The sequence below is a fragment of the Kocuria arenosa genome (assembly GCF_042879215.1).
GTDB lineage: Bacteria > Actinomycetota > Actinomycetes > Actinomycetales > Micrococcaceae > Kocuria > Kocuria arenosa.
Genome location: NZ_JBHZTA010000013.1, coordinates 12,477 through 34,781, shown reverse-complemented (window position 1 = coordinate 34,781; position 22,305 = coordinate 12,477). Strand labels below are relative to the sequence as shown.

The 22,305-nt window shown below is 70.2% G+C and carries 23 protein-coding genes; 11 read left to right on the top strand and 12 right to left on the bottom strand.

All coding sequences use genetic code 11. From position 1 onward, the window contains the following. Positions 1-52: 52 nt before the first annotated feature. Positions 53-664: a hypothetical protein gene (locus ACFYE3_RS17015; RefSeq protein ID WP_387611069.1), complete on the top strand. Its 612-nt coding sequence runs from the start codon at positions 53-55 to the stop codon at positions 662-664. Between the two features lie 235 nt (positions 665-899). Here ACFYE3_RS17015 and ACFYE3_RS17010 read toward each other — a convergent pair whose 3' ends face one another. From ACFYE3_RS17010 to ACFYE3_RS17000, 3 genes are read right to left on the bottom strand one after another with little or no spacing between them, the layout of a single operon-like run. Continuing rightward, complete coding sequence (locus ACFYE3_RS17010; protein WP_387611067.1) at positions 900-1,622, bottom strand: EcsC family protein; 723 nt, start codon at positions 1,620-1,622, stop codon at positions 900-902. A 55-nt stretch (positions 1,623-1,677) separates the two neighbouring features. After that, positions 1,678-2,052, bottom strand: a complete 375-nt coding sequence (locus tag ACFYE3_RS17005; protein ID WP_387611065.1) for a hypothetical protein — start codon at positions 2,050-2,052, stop codon at positions 1,678-1,680. Next, a complete protein-coding gene (locus tag ACFYE3_RS17000) occupies positions 2,049-2,342 on the bottom strand; it encodes a hypothetical protein (protein ID WP_387611063.1) in 294 nt (97 codons plus the stop codon). Before ACFYE3_RS17000 ends, ACFYE3_RS17005 begins: the two co-directional genes overlap by 4 nt. A 247-nt stretch (positions 2,343-2,589) precedes the next feature. Between ACFYE3_RS17000 and ACFYE3_RS16995 the strand changes: the two genes are divergently transcribed. Further along, positions 2,590-3,075, top strand: coding sequence for a hypothetical protein (locus ACFYE3_RS16995; protein WP_387611061.1), 486 nt, complete (start codon positions 2,590-2,592; stop codon positions 3,073-3,075). Positions 3,076-3,257: 182 nt separating this feature from the next. Here the strand turns inward: ACFYE3_RS16995 and ACFYE3_RS16990 are convergent, their stop codons facing one another. The 3 genes from ACFYE3_RS16990 to ACFYE3_RS16980 form a co-directional block, all read right to left on the bottom strand. Continuing rightward, positions 3,258-3,863: a hypothetical protein gene (locus ACFYE3_RS16990; protein WP_387611059.1), complete on the bottom strand. Its 606-nt coding sequence runs from the start codon at positions 3,861-3,863 to the stop codon at positions 3,258-3,260. 247 nt (positions 3,864-4,110) lie between these two features. Continuing rightward, positions 4,111-5,595, bottom strand: coding sequence for a hypothetical protein (locus tag ACFYE3_RS16985; RefSeq protein ID WP_387611057.1), 1,485 nt, complete (start codon positions 5,593-5,595; stop codon positions 4,111-4,113). Between the two features lie 69 nt (positions 5,596-5,664). Then, positions 5,665-6,714 carry a hypothetical protein gene (locus ACFYE3_RS16980; protein WP_387806163.1) on the bottom strand — a complete coding sequence of 350 codons (1,050 nt, stop codon included), beginning with the start codon at positions 6,712-6,714 and terminating at the stop codon, positions 5,665-5,667. A 569-nt stretch (positions 6,715-7,283) separates the two neighbouring features. Between ACFYE3_RS16980 and ACFYE3_RS16975 the strand changes: the two genes are divergently transcribed. Together ACFYE3_RS16975 and ACFYE3_RS16970 are read left to right on the top strand one after the other, a co-directional pair. After that, a complete protein-coding gene (locus tag ACFYE3_RS16975; RefSeq protein WP_387611052.1) occupies positions 7,284-7,955 on the top strand; it encodes a DNA alkylation repair protein in 672 nt (223 codons plus the stop codon). 172 nt (positions 7,956-8,127) lie between these two features. Then, positions 8,128-9,345: an MFS transporter gene (locus tag ACFYE3_RS16970; RefSeq protein ID WP_387611051.1), complete on the top strand. Its 1,218-nt coding sequence runs from the start codon at positions 8,128-8,130 to the stop codon at positions 9,343-9,345. On the opposite strand, the gene ACFYE3_RS16965 is transcribed toward ACFYE3_RS16970, so the two are convergent. Next, positions 9,340-9,888: a hypothetical protein gene (locus ACFYE3_RS16965; RefSeq protein WP_387611049.1), complete on the bottom strand. Its 549-nt coding sequence runs from the start codon at positions 9,886-9,888 to the stop codon at positions 9,340-9,342. The two genes, ACFYE3_RS16970 and ACFYE3_RS16965, sit on opposite strands and share 6 nt — an antisense overlap. Positions 9,889-10,027: 139 nt before the next feature. Beyond that, entirely contained in the window at positions 10,028-10,933 is a 906-nt protein-coding gene (locus ACFYE3_RS16960) for a CPBP family intramembrane glutamic endopeptidase (RefSeq protein WP_387611047.1), read from the bottom strand. 296 nt (positions 10,934-11,229) lie between these two features. Between ACFYE3_RS16960 and ACFYE3_RS16955 the strand changes: the two genes are divergently transcribed. Further along, a complete protein-coding gene (locus tag ACFYE3_RS16955) occupies positions 11,230-11,799 on the top strand; it encodes a dihydrofolate reductase family protein (RefSeq protein WP_387611046.1) in 570 nt (189 codons plus the stop codon). A gap of 13 nt (positions 11,800-11,812) precedes the next feature. On the opposite strand, the gene ACFYE3_RS16950 is transcribed toward ACFYE3_RS16955, so the two are convergent. Continuing rightward, entirely contained in the window at positions 11,813-14,449 is a 2,637-nt protein-coding gene (locus ACFYE3_RS16950) for an AAA family ATPase (protein WP_387611045.1), read from the bottom strand. Continuing rightward, positions 14,446-15,585: a metallophosphoesterase family protein gene (locus ACFYE3_RS16945; RefSeq protein ID WP_387611044.1), complete on the bottom strand. Its 1,140-nt coding sequence runs from the start codon at positions 15,583-15,585 to the stop codon at positions 14,446-14,448. The genes ACFYE3_RS16950 and ACFYE3_RS16945 overlap by 4 nt, the downstream gene beginning before the upstream one ends. Positions 15,586-15,691: 106 nt before the next feature. Between ACFYE3_RS16945 and ACFYE3_RS16940 the strand changes: the two genes are divergently transcribed. The 4 genes from ACFYE3_RS16940 to ACFYE3_RS16925 all read left to right on the top strand — a co-directional run bounded on the left by ACFYE3_RS16940 (position 15,692) and on the right by ACFYE3_RS16925 (position 18,774). Further along, positions 15,692-16,345 carry a maleylpyruvate isomerase family mycothiol-dependent enzyme gene (locus ACFYE3_RS16940; RefSeq protein WP_387611042.1) on the top strand — a complete coding sequence of 218 codons (654 nt, stop codon included), beginning with the start codon at positions 15,692-15,694 and terminating at the stop codon, positions 16,343-16,345. 68 nt (positions 16,346-16,413) lie between these two features. Next, entirely contained in the window at positions 16,414-17,052 is a 639-nt protein-coding gene (locus ACFYE3_RS16935; RefSeq protein WP_387611040.1) for an HD domain-containing protein, read from the top strand. A 132-nt stretch (positions 17,053-17,184) separates the two neighbouring features. Continuing rightward, positions 17,185-17,595, top strand: a complete 411-nt coding sequence (locus tag ACFYE3_RS16930) for a VOC family protein (RefSeq protein WP_387611038.1) — start codon at positions 17,185-17,187, stop codon at positions 17,593-17,595. 84 nt (positions 17,596-17,679) lie between these two features. Then, a complete protein-coding gene (locus ACFYE3_RS16925) occupies positions 17,680-18,774 on the top strand; it encodes an AAA family ATPase (protein WP_387611036.1) in 1,095 nt (364 codons plus the stop codon). Between the two features lie 44 nt (positions 18,775-18,818). Here ACFYE3_RS16925 and ACFYE3_RS16920 read toward each other — a convergent pair whose 3' ends face one another. Then, entirely contained in the window at positions 18,819-19,643 is an 825-nt protein-coding gene (locus ACFYE3_RS16920) for a hypothetical protein (RefSeq protein WP_387611034.1), read from the bottom strand. An 83-nt stretch (positions 19,644-19,726) separates the two neighbouring features. Beyond that, positions 19,727-20,299, bottom strand: a complete 573-nt coding sequence (locus ACFYE3_RS16915) for a GIY-YIG nuclease family protein (RefSeq protein ID WP_387611033.1) — start codon at positions 20,297-20,299, stop codon at positions 19,727-19,729. A gap of 170 nt (positions 20,300-20,469) precedes the next feature. Between ACFYE3_RS16915 and ACFYE3_RS16910 the strand changes: the two genes are divergently transcribed. Together ACFYE3_RS16910 and ACFYE3_RS16905 are read left to right on the top strand one after the other, a co-directional pair. Continuing rightward, complete coding sequence (locus tag ACFYE3_RS16910; RefSeq protein WP_387611031.1) at positions 20,470-20,832, top strand: PadR family transcriptional regulator; 363 nt, start codon at positions 20,470-20,472, stop codon at positions 20,830-20,832. Continuing rightward, entirely contained in the window at positions 20,832-22,181 is a 1,350-nt protein-coding gene (locus ACFYE3_RS16905) for a permease prefix domain 1-containing protein (RefSeq protein WP_387611029.1), read from the top strand. Before ACFYE3_RS16910 ends, ACFYE3_RS16905 begins: the two co-directional genes overlap by 1 nt. The last annotated feature ends 124 nt before the right edge of the window (positions 22,182-22,305 follow it).

Here is a 22,305-nt window from a genome sequence, read left to right as displayed (position 1 = left end):
GCAAATGGGGTCGTGTCACGATGCTAGGGATCCCCTCACAGAAGGACCCCTGATGAAGCGCTATGCCTTGGCCCTCCTCGCCCTCCCTGCACTGACGTTGGTCGGTTGCTCCAACGCCGAAGCGGACCCGGAGGCAACTGCTCCGAATGTCGAGCCTGCTACGGCGGAATCGACGCCCTCGTCCACGCAGGAAACGTCTCCCCGAGGCAATCTCACGAAGGAGATTGGTGAGCCCGCTGGAATTCACTCGCTGGACGATCCGAATGAGAACGTCGTCACTTATGTCGTCAAGGGAATCGAAATAGATCCTGTCTGCACCACTCCGTACGCGCTAGCGCCCGAAAATGGCCGCTTCATTGCTGTCGACATGGAGGTGGAGACGGCGGCAGAACCGGGGTTCACAGAAGTCATGTATGGACCTATCAGTATCTCGTCACATTCTTTTAAGATGATCGATGCCAAGGGGACGACTGTAAATTCGATCAGTTCTGGACCCTCTTACGGCTGTATAGAGGAGTCAGAAACGCTTCCCTCTTCCATTGGTCCCGGTGAGCGAGTGACGGGTAGGGTAATTCTGGACGTGCCCAGTACCGAAGGCATTCTGGTGTACAACGAGTCCATTGATCCGTCCCTTGGGTGGGAATGGGAAATTCCGCAGGCCTGACAACTGTTGTTGAGCCAGTGCTGAAGGCGTAGGACGGCGTGGCATCCGTAGTCGGGGAATCACGCCGCCCCCTCATGTTGCGATGGCCGGAAAAAAGCTCCTCATGGTCGAAATTGTATTTGGGGCCTGATGTCGCCGGACTCAAGCAGGGATCTGGCAGTGTTATCGGCACTCGATCACCGCCTCCTCAGGCTCGGGCTGCCGAGATCGAGGTGGCTGATAGAAAGCGAAGCGATCAGTCGACGGGGAACATCGCCTTCGCGGTGCGGCCAACAACGCTGGTCATGGTTGCGTCCACCGCGCCGCCTATCACTCCACCGACAAGCGGCACCCCCTTCGCCAAGGTGACGACCGAACGCTTCGTGCCGTACTTGGCGAGGAGCATGAAACCGGCCTTCTTGTTGATCTCGCGAATCAGCATGATCGGAAGCTTCTTGATCGCCTCCATCGCCACCTTCTCACCGACCTTGATACCGAACGTCTTCGCGACCTGCTGTGCGTTCGAGCCCACCGCGATCAGTGTGGCTACCGTGCGGACGTGCGGATCCTTAGGGTCGTAACCACGAAGGTAGGCGATTGCGGCGGCAAGACGTGCATTGATCACGAGTGCACCCGCCATGTTCGCGGGAACGGTCACTGGCATCGCGATGAACCCACCGATCCCGGTCACGAAACCGTTGACACTGGCCGCTTCGACTGACTCGACGATCAGCCTCTTGATCACCTTCTCGATATCGTCGCGCTCGTCCGACCTGACTGTCCTTGTTGGTTCGGCATTGGGCTCGTAGCGGGTTCCCTGGACGCGGGCCAGCCGGTCTTCCGCCCACTTGATGGACCCCGTCAACGGACCGATATCCGTGTCAATCACTTTGCCGACCAGCTTCAGAAGCTGCTCGGACGCCTTGTCGGCGGTAGACGTCGCCGTCTGCTCGGGTTCAGAGGCAGTCGTATTGGTCATCAGGATTCCTTTCCGAGTTCTTGCGTGAGTCCATCCAAGGCGGGAATGGCGTGGTTCAAGGTGTGTCCACTCCGTAGTGATGGCGGTGCTGGTCGCACTGGTCGACGCAGACGTGTTTGCGGCGCGTTTGTCGCGGGTTGACGATGTCGTGGACCCGGTAGAAGCGGTAGTAGGCGGGGATGAAAGCGATGATGGCCAACCACATGGCGTTGAGGAGGACTCCGGCGACGGGCATGAACAAGGGTTGCGTGTAAAGCCCGCCCTGTAGGCCGATGACCATGAGCAGGAATCCGGCCGCGGATGCACGCCAGGAAACTTTGTAGACGGCCCGCTCCCACGCCTTCCACGGCATCCGGTCCCCGGGCCGGTAGTCCAGACCCTTCTCCGCTAGGTATTCATCCACGGCCTGCTGTTGTGGGTCCTGGCTCATGGCCAGCCCCGGTACTCGCGGTCCCGCATCGCCACGGTGATGCGGGTTTCGTCGTCGTGCAGGCGGTTCTCAGTACCGGCGTACATCGGGCTGGTCGTCTTGGGGCGCTGTTCCTGTTCCCACCCTGGGGGTGCGCTGGCCAGACCATCGGTGAGCTCAGGGGCGACCACATTCGTGATCACTTGGTAGACAAGCGTCATGGTGATCGCGGCGACGATCACCGCACCGGTGAGGAGAACGAACTCCCGGATGAGTTTTTGACCTAGCGTGCGTTTGGCGCGAGGCGACATGGGGGCCTTTCAACGGAGTAATTCCCCCATCGTAACTATCGCAAACAGCTTCTCATTGGAAACCGGCGCGTTACGCGCCCTTCAGATTCGAGTGGGGGTATGGGCTTGTCGCCAGGACCGGGAGTCGCCTGCTGCGAACGGGGTGCATAAGCGGCAGTTGGAAAAGTTCCAGAAACCCCGGGCATCATGATTTGCTTCAGGCCTGTTCGCATGTAGTCGCGCGCCCAGACGATGACATGATGACCGGGTGTGGAACACGTTCTGGCCGGACTTCTGGGTGGGAATCATCGGGGCCGTAGTGGGATCTGTCTTGACCGTGGTGATCGCGCTGATTACCTATCGGCTGCAACGACGGAGCAATGAAAAGCACTCTCTACGGCTGCTGGTGGACGAGATCCACCGTCGGAGGGCGTTCGCTGTCATCGCCAACGTCAGCGACGTTCCCGGGGCGCAAGAACGGGACGACTTCCACAACGTGAATGCCAGCGTCCTCGACATCCGCGACCGCATTCGCCTGGCGCGCGAGCAGACTCGCCCGGAGTCCGGTGCTCAGAAACCTCTGTCCGACATGACGAGGGCCTGCAATCGGTACCTGCATGCGACAGCTCGCCAGCCGGACAGGTACCTGCATGACCTGATGTCTCTCCGGAACAACCTCTGGCAGAGCATCCAAGAGATTGCCGATGAAGTGCGCGGTGTTCCTGCTCTAGAGCCAGCGGGAGCGGCCTACTGATTCGTGCCCCGGGTGAAATCACCGCCCTGTCCATGGAGGCGTTGCACATGGCGGCAGCCGGCCGAAGAACGACGGCCTGAACTCGGTTAGCTCGGCGCCGCGCCCGTCGGTGGTGTGTCCCTGAAGGAATCAGGCAGGCGCCATCTTAAGGCCCTCACCAGCCCGCCCCAGTCGGCGACTTCTCAGAGGATCTCGCGAGCAGGGGTGGCTGAGTTCTGGAACTCCCAGTTCAGATGGCCCCAGCGCAGCGCCGGCTGCTGTTCGGCGTGGACCTCGGTGAACGTCACGGGAAGCTGCTCGCCGGCGGCCCACGGATGCGAGGGTCGGTAGGAGGGCAGGGGAAGGTTCTGCGGATCCTTCACGGTCAAGGAAGCCGCGAAGAACCGCCGGGTGAGAGCACGGACGTATCCCTCTCGGTGATAGGCCACCAGGTGGTCGAAACGCGCCACCCAGGAGTCCAGGATGCCGGCGGCCGTGGAGTGCAGATGCTCGCGCTCCTGGCTGAGTTCCGCGACCTTCTGCTGCAGCTGTTCCAGGCGCTGGCGCATCGCGGAGCGGCGAGCGGATGTCCTCCGCCAGGCGTCTTCCTTGGCCCGCACGTCTTCTTGCTGAACGGCGGTCAATGAGCCGGACGGTTTGGGATCCAGGGGCGCCGGTTCCAAGGGCAGGCCCGAGGTCAGCAGTCGGATCTCGGCCTCCGCAGGAGCGATCTGTCGATCCAGGCTCTCCACGGCTCTGACGAGAGCGGTGTGGATCTGGGCCTCTACCTGGGCGGTCTCAGCTGCCATGGCTCGGGTCGCGGGGTGATGGCCTTCCGCGTCCGGGACCGTCGTGCCCGCGCTGCGCCGGCCCGAGCGTACGGCGGCTCGACGTTGCCGAGACCCGATCTCGGGAGCCAAGGGCGGTGCCTCGTCCCGCTGGTGGCCGAAACGGACGTCAGATGTAGTCATGGGATAGGCCTTTCCACTCCTGTGCAGACGACCGCCGACGGGGGCGCTGCGTGGCGCCGGAACCGGCGTGAAATGACAGTGGACATCATGCGGCTTCGGTGGCGGCCGCAAGGACGGTCGGCGACAACGGGTGCTCGTCGAGATAGACGAGGAAGCCGTTGACCTTGGCCTCGGCGGTCTCGGTGTAACGGGACAGGAACGCCTCTGCGACTTCCTGGAGGTAGGCGGTCATCGTGGGATCGCCCAGTCCCTGCTCCAGACCCTTCAGGTAGGAGAGGAAGCCGTCTGCGATCGTTTGCGGCAACGATTGCAGGTGCAGGCGGGCACGCTCGTCGATGACGTCCTCGTTGAGGCGGGCATTGTCCAGGGCCGCCCGGGCGTAGATCACCTCGGCCTGCAGAAGAGTGAGCTGATCCTGCAGCTGTATCCTGCGAATTCGCAAGGCCCTGAGATGGGCGATGAGCTGGTCCTGCTGATGCCGGACCCGAGGATCGACCTCCACCGCACTTCCACCGGACGCGCGGTCAGCTGTCTTCGCTCCTGCTTCGTCGGAGGACGTCTCTGCTGGGTCGGCTTCCGTGTCGACAAGGTCGTCGTGGTGTTCGGCGCCCAAGTGGCGGATGTGCAGCAGGGCTATGACGGCCGTCAGACCCAGGGGCAGGGCCACCCACAGCAGGAAGAGCAGGGCAGCACCGAACCACGGGAAGACGGCGATCGCTGTCGAGGAATCGGCGGCATCATCCACGAGCCTCACGACCTCGGATCGGGAGTCGAGGTAACGCAACCAGCCCAGTGCGACCATCGCCACGAGATAGAGGAGCAAGGCCATCGCGCTGAGGACCTGTCGGGCACGTGAGGCCCCGGCCTGTACCAGCGGGGGCACCGCCAGCCACGCGATCGCCACGGCGAGAGCGGACAACGAGACCGCCAGCAATCGTCCCGTCCATAGGCCGTCGCCGAGCTCTTGGGTGATCTGATAGATGAGGCCGATCTCGCCCGCGACCAGGAACGGCCACAGCAGTATCGTGGCCCAGGGCCGGCGGCCCAGCCATGAGACGACCCGGCGCCCCGTGCGAAATCGCGGCGTGGCAGCCTTCCGGCGTCGATTCGTCTCCGTGGTGTCGATCGGCTCGGGGGAGGAGAGCATGTCGGCCAGCGGCTCGTGCAGTGCGTGACCGGGGTCCCGGAGCACATCACGAGTCTTCTCGATCTCGTGCTCGACCTCGGTGAGCTCCTGCTCCGTCTGGTGGCGCTGGGCCTCGACCTGGGCACAAGCTGCCTCGGTGCGGGCCATGATGTCCCGTGCCGTATGAAGGTCGTCGTGCCGCTCGTCGATCGCCTTGCTGAACGCGACGTCCAGCCAGCTGGAGCAGCGGTGTTCGAAGGTCGTCGGCGCCTGCAGCGCGAAGGAGTGCTTGTCGAAGATGCCGCGTTCCGCGTCCGCGACGCCGTCCTGATGACAGGTCTCGATGAACTGGGCGTACGGGGGGCGGTCCGGGATGTCCGGTCCGCGCACGGCGTGGGCTTCGGTGAGATAGGAGCGGAAACTCTCAGGAGAGGTGGTGCTCACGGCGAGATTCCTTTCTGGTGCGCAGGCAGTCGCGTCGTGCTGGTCTGTTGCAGGTGTCGACACAGGTCATCACTCCTGACCGCTTGCAGCAGACGGTTCGATGGAGGTGATCAGGACCCGACGGTTCTTGGCCTGGGCCGCTTCGACCCCCTCGCCGTCCGTGATCTCCGGGGTGCGGCCGGGGCATGCCGGTCCCAGTCCTTGCACGTGCAGGGCGGTGCTCAGGCCGGCGCTCTCCAGGGATCGGGCGATGGCGCCGGCTCGTTGCTCGGACAGCCGCTGCATCAGGTCTGTCGAGACGCCCTCGGGGCTGGCCGTGCACCCGGTCACCCACAGGGCAGGAAATTTCGACTGCTCCAGGGTGGAGACGAGCTCCGCGAGCGTGCGCTCGGCGGCGTCCGGATCCGCGAAGTCAGCCGTGTCGGGCTGGAAGGAGATCTGGGACTCCGGGATGGACACGGACACGGGTTCCGCAACCACGTCGCTGAACTCCACCGGCGACACCTCGGGCAGCTCCCCGGTCGGGGTGGTGGCCTGCACGGCGTCGTTGTGGAAGACGACCGACCCTCCACCGGCTTCGATGACAGCGGTCCACAGCTCCTGGAGTTTCGCCCTGGCCCACACGGGCAAAGTGTCCTGAGGCGCCACCACCTGGCCGAGGCCCCACCACTGGACTTCCACCCCGCTCAGATACGGAATGCTCCCGGCGGACTCGAGCTGCTGCACGATCTCGGAAACCTCGGTCTGCGGACCCAGCAGGCCGTTCTGCAGTGCCAGCGGTCCCGCCGTGGACACTCCGCTGTCGAAGACGTAGAGGGACTTGTCGTCCGCGTCGGCGGTTGCTCGGCCTCCCGTGTCCAGGGCGCCGAGGGCGTCGGACTCACCGGCCGGTGCCTGCAGGCCGGCCAGGTGCTCGGCGAGCTCCTGTACGCGCTTCTCCGGGGACTTGTCCTGCTGGGTGGGGTTGTCGACGTCCAGCTCGTAGAACTCCGTCAGCGCAGCTCGTGGATCCCCGTCCGCCGGGACGAACGTCACGGTCATGTCCCGCTCGAACCGGTCCTGGAGTGCCTCGCTCAGCGAGGAGATGACGATCTCCGGCTCACGTCCGGACGCGTCCACGATCGACGGCACTCCTTGCCGATCACCGGCGATCAGCACCATCTTGTCCGGTGCGGGTGCCGCTTCGGCTCCGCCACCGCAACCCGTGGCCAGCGCCACTGTCATCACTGCCGCCCCCACGGCGGTCAGACGAATCTTTCGCATGCTCTCCAGCCCCCTCGATCGCCAGCCCCCTGCCAGCGATCTACTGAACAGTAAATTGCAATCGCAACTGCATGCAATGAAATATAAATATGACTTCGCGCCGACTTTCGGCAAGCGCCATTCGAGCCCCATGGTTCGCGTCTTGGCGTTGCTGACGAGGTGAAATGCCTTGGCAGGGGAGCGCGGATTTCATCGACCATGACGCCGGTGCCGGCCAAGGTAACGCGGCTGTCTCCGCATGTCCCGCTACCGGGGGACAGTTGCTCCCTTGTCGGTCCTTGTTCTTACCCCCGGGAGGAGGCGACGTCGATGGCCTCGCGGAGTTGGGCGGTGGCAGTCACCGCCGCGTCGTCGTCCCCGCCGATGCTCGAGGGCCTCGCTCTCCTCGTAGGCTGGCTGTCACATGCGAGGAACAGGAGGCCGAGGTGGCTGAGACGACGGTGGCCGAGGTGATGGCCGAGCTGGCCACGCTCGAGGACCCGCGGGTGCGCGCGGTGAACGAGCGGCACGGCGACGGCCACGGGGTGAACCTGACCAAGCTGCGGGCGGTCGCGAAGCGCTTGAAAACGCAGCAGGACCTTGCGCTCGAGCTCTGGGGAACCGGAGACACCGCGGCGAGACTGCTGGCGCTCTTGATCTGCCGGCCGAAGGCGTTCGAACGGGACGAGCTGGACGCCATGGTGCGCGAGACGCGCACCCCCAAGGTCCATGACTGGTTCGTGAACTACGTGGTAAAGAGGAGCCCGCACTCCGAGGATCTGCGGACGGCCTGGCTGGCCGATCCGGACCCCGTCGTCGCGAGCGCCGGTTGGGCGCTGACCGCCAACCGCGTGGCGAAAAAGCCCGAGGGCCTCGATCTCGCGGGTCTGCTCGACATCATCGAGGCTGAGATGGGAGAAGCCCCGGACCGCCTGCAGTGGGCAATGAACACCTGCCTGGCGCAGATCGGGATCGCGCACGCGGAGCACCGGGCCCGGGCTCTCGAGATCGGGGAGCGCCTGGAGGTGTTCAAGGACTACCCGACGCCGCCGAACTGCACGTCTCCGTTTGCCCCCGACTGGATCGCCGAGATGGTGCGCCGGCGGGACGCTCAGTAGCAGGGCCGCGTCCGAGGGCGTGCCAGTGCTCCTGCGGTCGTCCGTGGCCTCACGGGGCGGTGTCTGGACGGCACCCCGACGACGACGAGGCGCGGCGCCAGCCCCGCAGTGGGGCTAGCGTGAGGTGAGCGCGATCATGTCGCGCTTCCCAGCCCCGCCATGAAAGGCCCGCATGTTCCTCCGCTCCGGCGCCGCGCCCCGCCGTCGTCCCGTGCTGCCCGCGAAGGCGGCGTTCTGGGTGCAGGCGTCCGTGCTGGTGGTGGTCATGGCCGCCTCCAGCGCGCCCAGTCCGCTGTATCCGCTGTACCAGGACCTGTGGGGCTTCCCGCCGGTCGTGCTGACCGTCATCTTCGCCGCGTACGTGGTGTCCCTGCTCGCCGCGCTGCTCACGGTGGGGGCGCTGTCCGACCACCTCGGGCGTCGCCCGGTGCTGCTGGTCGCCCTGGTCCTGGAGATCGCCGCGATGCTGGTATTCGTGCTGGCCGACAGCGAGGCGACGCTGGTGGTGGCCCGGCTGGTCCAGGGTGTGGCGACGGGCACGGCGACCGGCGCTCTCGGCGCCTATGTGATCGAGCTCGAGCCGGTGGGCCGCCGGGGGCTGGGGACCGTGATCACCGGGGCGGGGCCGGTGCTGGGCCTGGCCGGCGGGGCGGTGGCCTCGAGCCTCATCGTCGCGGCCGCCCCGGAGATGATCGACCTCATCTTCCTCGTGCTGCTGGGACTGCTGGTGCTGCAGCTCGTGGGCACGGCGCTCGGTCCCGAGACCGTGGAGCGTGCTCCCGGGGCGCTGGCCTCGCTGCGTCCGCGGGTCTCCTTCCCGCCGCAGGTGCGCCGCTCGGCGGTGTGGGTGCTGCCCGCCACGGCCGCGTGCTGGGCCCTGGGCGGTCTGATCATCTCCCTGGGGCCCAACCTGGTCCGCTCGCTGACCGGGGCGGACTCCGTGGTGCTCACCGGTCTCGTGGTCGCGGCGCTGACGGGCACCGGCGGGATCGCGATCCTCCTGTTCGGCACGACGGCGCCGGAGCGGGTGCTCGCCGTGGGCATGAGCGTCCTGGTGGTGGGCATGGCCGCCACGATCGCGGCGCTCGTCGCCGGCTCCGTCGGGCTGTACTTCGCCGCCACGGTGGTGGCCGGCGTCGGCTTCGGCGCCGGCTTCCTCGGGGTGCTGCGCACGCTCCTGCCCCAGGCGGCACCGCACGAGCGGGCGGGGCTGCTCTCGGCGATCTACGTGGTCAGCTATCTCTCGCACAGCATCCCCGCCGTGGCGGCCGGTGCCGTCGCGGGTGAGGTCGGTCTGGTGCCCACGGCGGTCGGCTACGCCGGCATGGTCCTGCTCCTGGCCCTGGTCGTGCTTTTCGGCCTCCTGCGGAACCGCACGCGCCGCTCATGACCTCCGGCGGTGGTGGAGGATGAGCAGTCGCGCGTAGCCGTCCGTGAGGCGCTCGATGAGGTCGACCTTCAGGTACTCGTGCTCCGAGATCCGGCGCACGGTGTGCAGGGAGATCCCGTCGTACTGCACGGGGTGGGGCAGCTCGCCCCGCCCGCCCGGAGGCTCCACGTCCAGCCGCCACGCGTCCAGGTCTTTCTGCGGCGTGGGGTCGTGCAGTGGCGTGCGGGTCCACAGCCGGCCGTCCGTGCCGACGATCAGGCCGCGGATGACGTGCCACCCGTAGCCGCACGCGACCCGGGAGAACGCGTGACCGACCAGGGGGTAGGACCGGGCGCCGGGCGGGACGTGCACGAGCTTGGCCGGCTTCAGGCCCTCTCTGCGCAGCAGGTCGCTCGCCTCGACGCCGACCTTGCGCACCTCGTCCAGGGCCCGTTCCAGGCCGGCCTCGCGGGCACCGCGGTCGTGCGGGGTGCGGCGGCGCGGCGTCGGCTCGTGCGGTGCCCGGGCGGCAGCGCGGGTGCGCCGTTCGTCCTCGATGCTCATGCCAGCCCCTTGCCTCGGTGGCCTCGAGTCTATGTGGGCCACGTCACTCAGGGCGCATCTTCGACGAGGCGGTGCGCGTGGTCCTCCGCCGGATGTCGCGTCGGTCGCTGCCGGCGCCGAGGACGGAGGCCCTGTCCGGTCACCCCGGGCCGTCGACCGCGGTTCCCGGGCCGCGGCTGCGCGGTGCTGTCCACGCGGCGGCCGCGTGGCGTTCGGCGTCCCGGCCGAGGGGCCGCGTGCCCCGGCCTCGGACGCGGCGCTCCAGCGCCACCAGGAGCGTGAGCAGGACGACGGCCGCCATCACCTGCCACTCGCCCTCGACCGCTCCGAGGCTCCCGGCGGCGTTCCAGGAGGCGTGCTGGATGCCGATGGCCAGCACGCTGCCGCCAGTGTCCAGCAGGTGCATGCCCAACAGGTACCGGTAGACGGGCACGAGCACGAAGAGCAGGGCGAGGTTCCCGGCGGTCTCCGCGTTCCACCCCTCGGCCAGGTACAGCGGCAGGTGGATCGCGGCGAAGGGCAGGCTCGTCAGCAGCGCGCCGATCAGCAGCCCGTGCCGGGCGGTGAGCCGGGTCTGGAGGAGCCCGCCCCAGGCGGTCTCCTCCCACAGGTTGAGCACCAGCGCCCCGTAGACGAGGGTGCTGAACAAGTACCACCCGGCCTCGGCCGCCCAGCCAGCCGGAGGACTGCGCAGGGAGCCGGTGGCCGCGGCCAGGACGAGGGTGAGCACCGGCATGCCCAGCAGGACCACGGCCCAGCGGGCCGCGCCGAAGCGCCAGGCGAAAGCCCGTCCCAGCATTCGGCGGACCGCGCCCGGCCCGTCCGCCAGACGGGTCACCACCAGGGCCGAGCCCAGCAGCGCGACGAAGTTCACGAACAGCAGGAACGGCTCCACCGGGGCACTAGTGAGCGCGGGGACCATCAGCGCCGCCCAGCCCAGACCCAGGGCCAGGACGAGGAAGACCGTCACGGGCCGGCGCCGGGCCGGCGAACGGCTCGGGGAGCGGTGGTCGGTCTCCTGGGGCTCCGGGGCGGACGTGGTCATGGTGTTCCTCCCGACCGGTGCTTGCCGTCCGCACCCGGGGACGGAAGATCCCACCACCGCGGGTGTGGACGGTGATGATGGTCGTCGTCGTTGCGCGCCCTGGTGTGTGGCTCTCACAGTGCGCGTCGGAGCAGGCGGGAGCAAGGGGGCACGGCCGAGGAGTGCTTGTGTCACCGGCAGCCGTCCATGATGGAGAAGGCACGGCCGCGCGCGGTCCGTCCGCAGCCGGACCGGGATCGCCTCCCGAGCCCGGAGATCCGATCGAGTGGATGCCCACGACGTACAGGAGGTCTCCGATGACCCGCACCGTCTTCTACACCGCCACCACCCTGGACGGCTATCTCGCCGACGAGCAGGACTCCCTGGAGTGGCTGTTCCGGCAGGACTCCGACCCTGAGGGCCCGTTCCGCTACGACGAGTTCATCGCCGGGATCGGGGCGGTCGTGATGGGCCGCACCACCTACGAGTGGGTCCGGGCGCACCTGCAGGCCTCCGGCGAGGGGTGGCCCTATGACATGCCCGCCTGGGTTGTCTCCCACGTGGACCTGCCGGGGATCACCGGGGCCGACCTCCGCTTCGCCCAGGGGGAGGCGGCGCCGATCCACGCCGCGCTCGCGGAGGCCGCCGGCGGGAAGGACATCTGGGTCGTGGGCGGTGGCGGCCTGGCCGCCCAGTTCGCCGAGGCCGGACTGCTGGACCAGCTGATGGTCTCCATCGCACCGGTCACCCTCGGGACGGGTCGCCCCCTGTTCCCCCGCCGGTTCGACCTGGAGCTGAAGGACGTGGCCCGGAACCGCGCGTTCGTCTGCGCGACCTACGACGTGGTGGGCCCGATGGCGCCCTCAGGAGCGGAACCAGCCTCCTGAACCCGGGCCCGGCTCACATCTCGATCAGGTGGGCCTCCCGCAGGTTCACGAAGCGCTCGGGGTTCGAGGTCAGCACGATGACCTGGGTCCGCTCGCCGGCGGTGGTGATGGCGGAAGCGAGCCGGCGGAGCCGCTGCGGGTCGGAGTGGCCCAGGGCGTCGTCGAGCAGCACCGGGACCCCGTCCTCCGGGTCCACGAGCAGGGCGGTGGCGAGCCGGATGAGGATCACCAGCTGCTCCTTGGCCCCCGTGGAGAGGGAGTGGAACGGCAGCCAGTCGCCGTGGAGCTTGCGCTGCTCGACCTCCAGGGACCCGCTGACCTGGACCTCGAAGTCCCGGCCGTAGACCGACTTGCCCAGCTGCTCGACCTCGTCGCGGAACGGCTGGACGTACTGGGCGTGGGCGCGCTCGCGGTGCTCCAGCAGCGTCCGCTCCAGAAGCAGAGCAGCCTCGGCCCGCCGCTCGACCCCGGCGAGGTGGCGCCGGGCCGCCTCGAGCCGCGTCCCGGCCTGGTCGTGGGCCAGCTGCACCCGGTCCCGGCCCATGCCCTCGAGCCGGCCCTCCAGGGAGTTGTGGCGGCCTCGCCGCCCGGCCAGCAGCGTCTCGAGCCCCGCGATCTCGTCCGCGACGTGCTGCTGGTCCGCGAGCACCCGGTCGGCGTCCAGGCCGGCGAGGGCCGCCTCGTGCCCGTCGATCTCCTCCTGGACGGCGGCCAGCGCCTCGGCCGCCGCGGTGGCCGCACGGTCGAGGTCCTCGTCCGGCACGTCGCGGCGGGCCTCCTCGAGCCGGGCCCGGGTGCCGGTGAGGGCGCGCTCCTGCTCGAGCGCGGCGCCCTGGAGGGAGTGCAGCGCCGTCTGGGCGGACTCCAGGGCGGACCGGGCCGCCTCGGCGGCGGACTCGGCGCGGCGCACGGCGTCCTCGGCGTCGTTGAGGGAGGCCTCGGCGGCCTCGACCGTCTCCTGGGCGGCGCCGGCGGTTTCCGGCAGCAGAGCGTCGCCGTCCCGTCGCTCGCCGTACTGCTCGATCGCGGCGGCGAGGCGGTCCCGGTCGTCGCGCAGGCGGCTCTCGTCCTCGCCGTCGAGCAGGCGGTCGCGCTGGGCCACGGCCTCGCGCACCTGCTGCGCCAAATCCTGGGCCTCGCGCCACGCGGCGCGGGCCTGCGCGACCGATTCGACCCCGTGCCGCGCCAGCAGCGCGGTGAACTTCTCCCGCGCCGTGCGGGCGGCGTCCCGGCGGGTCGCGATGCCCTGCTCCGGGAAGACCCGCACCCGCCACTCGCCGGGGATCTCGACCTCGACCTCGTCCGTCACCGGGACGGACCACGGCTCCTCCGGGGCGACCTCCTCGGTGCTGCCGCCGGTCACGATCGGGCGCGCGCGGCCCAGCGCGGTGAGCTCCACCCGGGCGCTGCCGGCCGCCAGCTCCGCCTCGGCCTTCTCCGCCGCCCGCTCGGCCCGCTCGAGCTTCTCCAGGACGCCCTCGTCGAGCTCCGTGGCGGGACGGGACCGCAGCTCGGCCAGCTGTGCCCGGACCGCCTCGAGCGAGCCCAGGATCTCGAGCACGCGGCGGTGGCGCTCCACGTCGTCGAGGTGCCTCCGGTCCTCCCGGGCGGAGCGGTGGGCCGCCCGGGCCTCCTGCACCGCGGCCTGGGCCGCAGTGCGGCGCTCCTCGGCCTCCGCGGCGTGCTCGCGCACCGGGGCGAGCTCCTGCTCGCAGGACCGCAGGTCCTCGGCGAGCGCCGTGCTGCGCTCCTCGTCGGTTGCGAGTGCGGTCACGAGTTCCGTGCGGCGGGCCGCGCGCTCCCGGGCGCGGTCGAGCTCGGCCTGAGCGGAGTCCCGGCGGCGCTGCGCCTCGTGCTGCTGCCGCTGGACGGTCTCGATCTCCGCAGCGGCGCGGTCCAGCCCGGCCTTCTCCGCGCGGGAAGCGCCGAGCTTCCGGCCGGTGGTGGCGATCTCCTCCGTGAGCTCCGCCAGCTCCTCCTCGACCACGGTGATGCCCCGCAGCTCCTCCGCGGCCTCCGCGGCCGCGGTCGCAGCCTCTCGGCAGTCCGTCTCGGCCTGGACGTACTTGACGTTCTTCTTCCGCGTCGAGGTCCAGTGCTTGTCGCACTCGGCGCGCACGCGCTCCAGGAGCGAGGCGACCTCGCGGTCGTCGCCCTGGGCCTGGCCGGCGTGGCACTCCAGGGCCCGGCGCAGCGCCGCGCTGTCGGTGAGGGCGTTCTGGGTCAGCCCGCCGGCCTGCATGAAGCGCAGAGCCTTCCACAGCGTGGTGTCGGCCCCGCCCCACAGCTGCTCGGCGGCGTCGTGGGCCTCGCGGCCGGTGAGGGTCCGGCCGTCCCCGGACCCGCCGACGTGCCGGAGGGTCGTGGACGGCCTCTTCAGCCACTGCTTGGTGTAGACGACCCGGGTGGATCCGATCGAGAACTCCGCCTCCACGAGGACGGGCACGTCCCGGCCGGCGGGCTTCGCCCCGGTGATCTTCTTGTGCTTGCTGTTGTCCGGCAGCTCGATCAGCGCGTCCAGGGCGTCGATCATCGAGGTCTTGCCGATCTCGTTGCGGCCGGTCACCACGACGACCCCTGCGTCGGGGAACTCGACCTCGCGCGCGGTCACGCCGCGGAAGTTCTCCAGCTTGAGGCGGTGCAGCTTCATCGGGTGGTCCCTCCCACGAGTCGGTACAGGAGCCGGAGCGCGTCCCCGGCGGCGGGCGCGTCCTCGGAGTCGGACGCGGCCAGTTCGCGCAGCTCGGTCACGGCGTCGGCGGCGTACCCGCCGACGTCGAGATCCTCGAACTCGTGCTCGTCGGGGACGACCGCGAGGTCGGTGTGCCGCTCCCAGGCGTTGAGGCTCGCGAAGACCTCGGCCTGCTCCTCCAGCAGGCCGTCCAGCAGGGAGGACTCCGAGAGGTTCAGGGTGCCGGTGAAGACGGTCTTGAGGATGATCCGCTCCTTGGGCGTGAGGGCGGCGAGCTCGGCCCGCAGCGTCCCGACGTCGTCGGAGCCGTCGAGCTGCCGCTCGAGGACGCGGTGCTCCCACTGCCCCACCTCGTGGGAGGTCACCTCCACGGTGCTGGCGTCCAGCGCCACCTCGAGGACGTGTCCGCGGCCGGGCTCGCGGAAGCCCGTGGACTCATGGGTCCCGGAGTAGTGGATGGCGCCGCGGTCGTCCTCGGGCCAGCGGATGTGCCGGTCGCCCAGCGCCACGTAGTGGATCGCCCCGCGCGCCAGCGCCTCGTCCAGGGGCGCGCGGCGCACGGTGACCTGGGAGGAGCGGTCGGGGTCCAGCTCGTCGAGCATCCCGTGGCCGACGACGACGCGCAGCGTCCCGTCCGGCTCCAGCCCCTCCAGGGCCGGGGCGACCGGGTCCGCGTCCGGCCGCTTGCTGCGCCAGGGGGCGGCCACGAGCTCGACGCCCTCGGCGACCGGCCAGGGGCCCACCTCGTCCAGGAGCACGACGTTGTCCGGCCTCGAGCCGAGGAACGCGTCCTGGGCGTAGATCGACCCCGGACCGAGCGGGTCGTGGTTGCCGGGCAGCAGGTACACGGGCAGCCGCACGGAGGCCATGGCGTCCAGGGCGCGCCCGACGTCCCGGCGGCTGAGGTTGGCGTGCTCGAAGACGTCGCCGGCCACCACCACGAACGCGCATCCCCGGGCGCGGGCCAGCTCCCCGATGCGGCGGATCGTCTCGACCCGGTCGCCGGTGTAGCGGGACTGGGCCTCGCCCTCGAGGTAGTGCCGGGTCATGCCGAGCTGCCAGTCGCTCGTGTGGAGGAATCGGATGCTCGTCATCGAGGCTCCTCGTGCGGTCGGGGGTGCTCTCCCAGGGGGTGGGTCCAGTGCCACGCTATCGGGATCGGCGGACACCGAAGGCCCCGGCACCCCGGCGTGTGCTTCGATGGGGCTCATGGAGCCGAGCAACCGGAACGACCTGTGGGCCGCCGTCCACGCCGAGCGCGCCCGACTGGCCGAGGACCTGGCCGGCCTGGACGAGACGCAGTGGGCGGCGCCGTCCCTGTGCGGGCGATGGACCGTGGAGGACGTCGTCGCGCACCTGACCGCGGCCGCGAGCATCGGCCGGCTCCGCTGGCTCCGGAGCGTGCTGGGCGCCCGCTTCGACTTCGACCTGCACAACCAGCGCCGCCTCGAGGAGCACCGGGGCGCCACCCCGGCCGAGACGCTCCAGCGGTTCCGCGCCGTGGTCGGCAGCACGAAGGCACCCTCCAAGGACACGGCGGCGTGGCTGGGGGAGGTCGTCGTGCACGGTCAGGACGTCCGCCGCCCGCTCGGGCTGCCGCGCACGCCGCCGGTCGAGACCGTGACCGCGGTGGCACGGTTCTACGTGGGCAGGGACTTCGCGGTGCCCAGCCGCAGCGCCGCCCAGGGCGTCCGCCTGGTGGCGACCGACGGCCCCTTCGCATCCGGCTCGGGACCCCTGGTCAGCGGGACCACGCTGGCGCTCGTCATGGCCCTGGCCGGCCGGGCGACGTACTGCGACGACCTGACAGGTGAGGGCGTCCCGGTCCTGCGGTCCCGCTGCGCCCCCGTCTGAGAGGGTGGAGGAGGACCGGCGATGGGCCGGTCCCGCACGCCACCACATATCCGAGCAGAGGAGACACCTTGGCCGAGACCATCGCCGGGATCACCGTTCCGGACTCCGCCCTCGTCCGCGAGACCACCGAGCTGGTCCGGCGGGCCGCCGACGAGAGCCTGTTCAACCACTCCCGCCGGGTCTTTCTTTTCGGCATGCTCAAGTCCGCCGCGCGCGGGCACGAGGTGGACCCGGAGCTCGCCTACGTCGGGGCGATGTTCCACGACCTGGGTCTCACGCAGGAGCACCGCACGAAGCACCAGCGCTTCGAGATCGACGGCGCCGAGGCGGCGCAGGCGTTCCTGCGCGACCACGGCCGGTCCGCGGAGGAGGCGCGCAACGTGTGGCTGGCGATCGCCCTGCACACCACCCCGGAGATCCCGCTGCGCCTGGCGCCCGAGGTCGCCGTGGTCACGCTGGGCGTCGAGACCGACGTGCTGGGCCTCGACCTGGACGAGATCTCCGAGGAGCACCGCGCCGAGGTCGTCGCCGCGCACCCCCGGCCGGACTTCAAGAACAAGATCCTGCGCGCCTTCCACGACGGCATGGTCGACCGGCCCGGGACCACCTTCGGCACCATGAACGACGACGTGCTCGCCCACTTCGACCCGGACTTCCACCGGGAGGACTTCGTGCGCATCATCCGGGAGAACGCCTGGCCCGAGTGAGCACCGTGGGGTCTCCGCAGTCGTGCGGAGGCCCCGGGGTCGCGGGGCCGCAACAGGGTGGTTCCACCGTTGTGCCGTCCGTGGGGCGGGAGGAGCATGGAACCCCGGCCCGTCGATGCTCCAGGAGTTCCCGTGGCGTACAAGTTCTTTCCCCACATCCCCGTCGCCGACCTGGAGCGCTCGCGGTCCTTCTACCAGGCCCTGGGCTGGCGGACAGCTCCCGGCATGGCGGCGGGGCGCAGCATGGTCCTGGATCTCGGGGAGAACTTCGGGGTCACGCTCGTCGAGCGGCGGTTCATGCAGCAGGCCGTCGGTGAGGATCAGGAGCTCGCGGATCCGAGCCGCACCGTGAGCGGCAGCTTCGCCCTGTTCGTCGACATCCCGGAGGAGGTCGATGTCCTGGTCGACCGGGCGGTCGCCGCCGGTGCCACCGCGTGGCACCGCGAGGACGACGGCTGCACGAGTCACCGGGTGTTCGCGGACCCGGACGGCCACCGGTGGAACATCGTGCGGGCGGAGCCGCTGGTGATGGCCCGGGAGTGAGGCACGGTCCGTTCTTCGGAGCAGTATGTTGGAGACCTCAGATTCACAAGATTCACAAGATTCACCGACGTTCACAGGGGGGTTGTGGAGAATCCTTTTCGCCCCACGGCCGGGGCCTCCCCGCCGGAGATCATCGGGCGGGCCGGTGTCCTGGACGAGTTCGCCTACGGGCTGCGCCTCCGTTCAGGTGCGCCCGGGCTACTCACCATCTTCACGGGGGCCCGAGGTGTGGGCAAGACCGTGATGCTGGGGGCGGCCGAGGACCTGGCCCGTGCCCAGGGCTGGGCCGTCGTGTCCGAGACGGCGACACGGGGCTTCATGGGCCGCATCGGCCACACCATGCGCCGGCTGGCCGACGAGCTCGGCAACGGGCCCCAGGGTCGGCGGCTCACCGCCGTCACGGCGGCGGGCTTCGGCTTCACCACTCAGCTGCCGCCCCACCAGCAGCTGGAGTGGCGCGAGGAGGGCCTGCGACTACTGCGCCTGCTGGAGGACCAGCGGACCGGACTGCTCATCACCGTGGACGAGATCCATGCCGCCGACCGGCAGGAGATCGCCCAACTGGCCGCCGACGTGCAGCACTTCATCCGCGCGGACCTGCCCATCGGTCTCCTCTTCGCCGGCCTGCCGGCGGCCGTGTCGGACCTGCTGAACGAGGGGGTGGCCACGTTCCTCCGCCGCGCCGACCGGATCGACCTGCACGCGGCCGCGATCGGCGAGGTCCAGCAGTCCTACGTGGAGACCTTCGCGACGGGCGGTTTCACCCTGGTGGAGGAGCAGGCCCGCCGTGCCGCCGAGGCCACCGGTGGCTATCCCTTCCTGATCCAGCTGGTGGGGTACTTCCTGTGGCAGGAGGCCGAGAAGGTCTCCTCCGCGGTCACGGACGCGATGGTGGGCCACGCCGTGACCGCCGCGCGCCGCCGGAACGAGCGCGTGGTCATCGAGGCGGCGCTGTCGACGGCGTCCCCGCGTGATCTCGACGTCCTCCGTGCCATGGCCGAGGACGACGGTCCGTCCACCGCCGGGGACATCGGTGCCCGGATCGGGGCCAGGCCGAACACGGTCGGCAACTACCGGACCCGGCTCATCGACGCCGGTCTGATCGAGCCCGCCGGGTACGGGCTGGTCCGCTTCGCCATCCCCGGACTCCGGGAGCACCTGCGGCGGGACCGCCGATAGCCCCAGCGCGGCGGCGTGCGTGGTGCTGCGCGCAGCCGGCGCACTCACTCCTCGAGCTTGCGGGCCTGCTCGTCCCAGGCGGCGCGGGCGTCCCGGCCCTCGGTGGGGTGGTGGGTCTCCCGCAGGGCGCGCAGCGCGGCGGTGCGCTGCTGGGCCAGGGCCTCCGCGGCGGCCTTCGTGGCGGCGTCCTCGCGGGCCTGGACCCGGGCGGCGGTCACGGCGTCCATGATGAGGTCCACGCCCAGCGCGCCGCCCTCCAGATAGGCGGTGCGGACCTGCCGGTCCGGGTGGTACAGGTACTGGTCGTTGACCTGGCCGAGGGCGGTGTCGAACTCGGTGTCGGTCAGGTCGGAGATCATGGCGACCGTGCGGTCCAGGCGGGCGTCCAGCTGGTCGAGCAGGTCGTGCCGGCGGGCGCTGCCGCGCAGGGACCACAGTGCCCGGCCGTGCGTGCGGAGCCGGTCCACGTCCCAGTCAGCCTGCGGGACCACGGACAGGGTGCCGGTGAGGAGCCGAGGATCCCTGGACTCCTCCGGCGGGGGCAGGGATCGGAGGTGCCACGAGATCCAGGCCGTGCGCATGTTGGACGCTCCGGCCGCCCGGGACTCCTCCACCGTCGTCTGCCCGGACCGCCGGGCAGCGAGCGGCGGCTCGTCGTCGTCGTCGTCGTTCTGGACGGCGGTCTGCCGGGCCGTGCGCGTCTGGCTCGTGATGAAGCCGGCGCTGAGCCAGACCAGCAGGCCGAGCAGGGCCAGGCCGAGGAGAGCCACTCCGCCGAGGATCACGAACCGGAACAGGCCGAGGAAGACCACCGCCGCGATCAGGACCACCCAGACGGTGGCTCCGCTGCTGTTCCCGGTGTTCTTCATGACGGCCCCTGACGACCATGTGCGTGCTGGGAGCCCATTCTACCGCCGCGGCAGCGGCCGCCCAGGGCGCGAGTTGCCGGCGCTCAGGACCGGACGGGCAGACCCTCGCGGAAGACCCGCTTGAGCTCGGTCAGCTCCGGGCCGTGGCCGGTGCTCTCGGTGTTGAGCACCGGCTGGTGCGCGGCGACCCACCGCTGCTCGAGGGCGTCGACGTCGTCCTTGTTCTCGCACTCCGCCCAGCCGAGGAGCAGGTGCTCCTGCATCCAGGCCGTGAGCCGCTGCTCGTGCTCCTCGTCGAGGAGCACCCGGTTGCGGCCGTCCAGGGCCGCGCCGTCCCGCCAGGACGGGTCACCGGGCAGGAGCACCGCGAGCAGGGTGCGCCGCAGCGCCGAGGAGCGGGTGCGCCGCAGGTGCTGACCGATGATCCGGCGGTGGAGGTCGCGCCGGGCGCGCCCCACGTAGAGCAGCTCGGCCGTTCCCGAGCTGTGGCGCAGCCGCGGCACCGCGGGCAGGTGCAGCCCGGCCGCCTCCGGGGTGGCGGAGCGGGAGGTGTCCAGCCACCAGGAGTACACGCCGCGGAAGTGGTGGACCTCGGCCTCCAGCGGCGTGCTGAGCGGGAGCTCGGCCAGGCCGGGCTCAGCGGGCTGCGCGCTCATGGGTCACCGCCTTCCACGGTCGTTCTCGTCTGCAACTCTGCTTCGACTGTAGGCGCAGGAGGCGGCGGTGCCCAGTCCGCCCGGTGTGCGTCGTCGTTTCCGGCGGCCCACTTGCCATACCTAGCGCTGCTAGGGTTCAATGCATAGCACAACTAGGTATAGGAGGCGCGGTGCGCATCGACAAGGACCTGGTCGCCGCCTCGGCCACCCCGCTCGTGCTGGGGATCCTGGCGGACGGCGACCTGTACGGCTACGCGATCCTCAAACGGGTCGGCGAGCTCTCCGGCGGCTCCATGCAGTGGACCGACGGCATGCTGTACCCGCTGCTGCACCGGCTCGAGCGGCTCGGCTACGTGTCGTCCTCGTGGGGCACGTCCGAGGCCGGGCGCCGGCGCAAGCACTACGCGATCACGCCGGCGGGCCGGGCCGCGCTCGCCGACCGGCAGGAGCAGTGGGCCGTCGTGGCCGACGCGCTGCGGCAGGTGTGGCAGGCCGCGCAGCAGCCGCCCGCCACGACCGAGCGGTGGGCGTGATGGGGCTGCACGCGGAGCAGGAGGCCCAGATCGGCCGGTGGCGCGGCTACGTCCAGCGCCGCCAGGCGATCTCCCCGGCCGACGTCGACGAGCTCGAGGACCACCTGCGCGAACAGGTCGCGGACCTGAGGGCCACCGGGCTCGACGACGACGAGGCCTTCCTCGTCGCGATCAAGCGCATGGGCAACCTCGACGCCGTCTCGCACGAGTTCGCCCGCGAGCACTCCGAGCGGCTGTGGAAGCAGCTCGTGCTCGTCCCGGAGGACGCCGAGGACGCCGGCGCGCCGCCGTGGCGGGAGCTGGGAATCGTCCTCGCGCTCGCGGTCGGGGCGGGGGTGGCGGTCAAGGCCGGCACCGCCTGGTTCGGCGAGGAGGCCGTGCTGGCGCGCAACCTCGGCCTGCTCGTCCTGCCCTTCCTCGCCGGGTACTTCGCGTGGAAGCGCCGGCTCACCGCCCGCGTGCTGGCGGGGCTGCTCGTCCCGTTCGCGGTGCTGGCGGTCGTGCTCAACGCCTATCCCTTCGTTCCCGGCGGATCCACCGAGCTGCTCGCCGTCCTGCACGCCCCGGTGGTCCTGTGGCTGCTGGCCGGGGTCGCCTACGTGGGCGGGAGGTGGCGCTCCGACGGCCGGCGGATGGACTTCGTCCGCTTCACCGGCGAGCTCGTGATCTACTACACGCTCCTGGCGCTGGGCGGGGCGGTGCTGGTCGGGCTCACGTTCGGGGCCCTGCAGGTCGTCGGCATCGACCTGGAGCCGGTGCTGGAGGACTGGATCCTGCCGTTCGCCGTGCCCGGGGCGCTCGTCGTGGCAGCGTGGCTGGTCGAGGCCAAGCAGAACGTCGTCGAGAACATCGCCCCGGTCCTCACGCGCGTGTTCACCCCCCTGACGATCATCATGCTGCTGGCCCTCCTGGCGGTGCTCACGGCGGCCGGGGGGCTCGTCGACGTCGACCGCGGGCTGCTCATCCTCATGGACGCGATCCTCGTGCTCGTCCTGGCGCTGCTGCTCTACTCGATCTCCGCCCGGGACCCGCTCGAGCCGCCCGGTCTCTTCGACGGCCTGCAGCTGGTGCTCGTCGTCGCGGCGCTGGCGGTGGACGCGGTGATGCTGACCGCGATGCTGACCCGGATCGCCGAGTTCGGCTCCAGCCCCAACAAGATCGCCGCGCTCGGGCTGAACCTGCTGCTGCTGGTGCACCTGGTGCGGGCCGGCTGGCTGAGTGCCGGGTGCCTGCGGGGACGGCGGCCGTTCGCCGAGCTCGAGCGCTGGCAGACGCGCTACCTGCCGGTCTACGGCGTGTGGGCCGCGATCGTGGTGGTGGTCTTCCCGCTCGTCTTCGTCTTCGCCTGATCGACGGGCTCTCCGGCCGGGGCGTCGAGCGGTGGCCGGGGACGGAGGAGCCTGCGCGTCCTGGTGGCAGGGGAGTCGCCCCCCGACGACTGACCAGCTGGTCCGAGGCCCGCTGCCACCAGGA

What these genes read in the sequence shown, in the direction of transcription:
- ACFYE3_RS17015 (WP_387611069.1), top strand. Translation starts at nt 53, where the DNA reads ATGAAGCGCTATGCCTTGGCCCTCCTCGCCCTCCCTGCACTGACGTTG.
- ACFYE3_RS17010 (WP_387611067.1), bottom strand. Translation starts at nt 1,622, where the DNA reads ATGACCAATACGACTGCCTCTGAACCCGAGCAGACGGCGACGTCTACC.
- ACFYE3_RS17005 (WP_387611065.1), bottom strand. Translation starts at nt 2,052, where the DNA reads ATGAGCCAGGACCCACAACAGCAGGCCGTGGATGAATACCTAGCGGAG.
- ACFYE3_RS17000 (WP_387611063.1), bottom strand. Translation starts at nt 2,342, where the DNA reads ATGTCGCCTCGCGCCAAACGCACGCTAGGTCAAAAACTCATCCGGGAG.
- ACFYE3_RS16990 (WP_387611059.1), bottom strand. Translation starts at nt 3,863, where the DNA reads ATGGCAGCTGAGACCGCCCAGGTAGAGGCCCAGATCCACACCGCTCTC.
- ACFYE3_RS16970 (WP_387611051.1), top strand. Translation starts at nt 8,128, where the DNA reads ATGTTCCTCCGCTCCGGCGCCGCGCCCCGCCGTCGTCCCGTGCTGCCC.
- ACFYE3_RS16965 (WP_387611049.1), bottom strand. Translation starts at nt 9,888, where the DNA reads ATGAGCATCGAGGACGAACGGCGCACCCGCGCTGCCGCCCGGGCACCG.
- ACFYE3_RS16960 (WP_387611047.1), bottom strand. Translation starts at nt 10,933, where the DNA reads ATGACCACGTCCGCCCCGGAGCCCCAGGAGACCGACCACCGCTCCCCG.
- ACFYE3_RS16955 (WP_387611046.1), top strand. Translation starts at nt 11,230, where the DNA reads ATGACCCGCACCGTCTTCTACACCGCCACCACCCTGGACGGCTATCTC.
- ACFYE3_RS16950 (WP_387611045.1), bottom strand. Translation starts at nt 14,449, where the DNA reads ATGAAGCTGCACCGCCTCAAGCTGGAGAACTTCCGCGGCGTGACCGCG.
- ACFYE3_RS16945 (WP_387611044.1), bottom strand. Translation starts at nt 15,585, where the DNA reads ATGACGAGCATCCGATTCCTCCACACGAGCGACTGGCAGCTCGGCATG.
- ACFYE3_RS16940 (WP_387611042.1), top strand. Translation starts at nt 15,692, where the DNA reads ATGGGGCTCATGGAGCCGAGCAACCGGAACGACCTGTGGGCCGCCGTC.
- ACFYE3_RS16920 (WP_387611034.1), bottom strand. Translation starts at nt 19,643, where the DNA reads ATGAAGAACACCGGGAACAGCAGCGGAGCCACCGTCTGGGTGGTCCTG.
- ACFYE3_RS16915 (WP_387611033.1), bottom strand. Translation starts at nt 20,299, where the DNA reads ATGAGCGCGCAGCCCGCTGAGCCCGGCCTGGCCGAGCTCCCGCTCAGC.
- ACFYE3_RS16905 (WP_387611029.1), top strand. Translation starts at nt 20,832, where the DNA reads ATGGGGCTGCACGCGGAGCAGGAGGCCCAGATCGGCCGGTGGCGCGGC.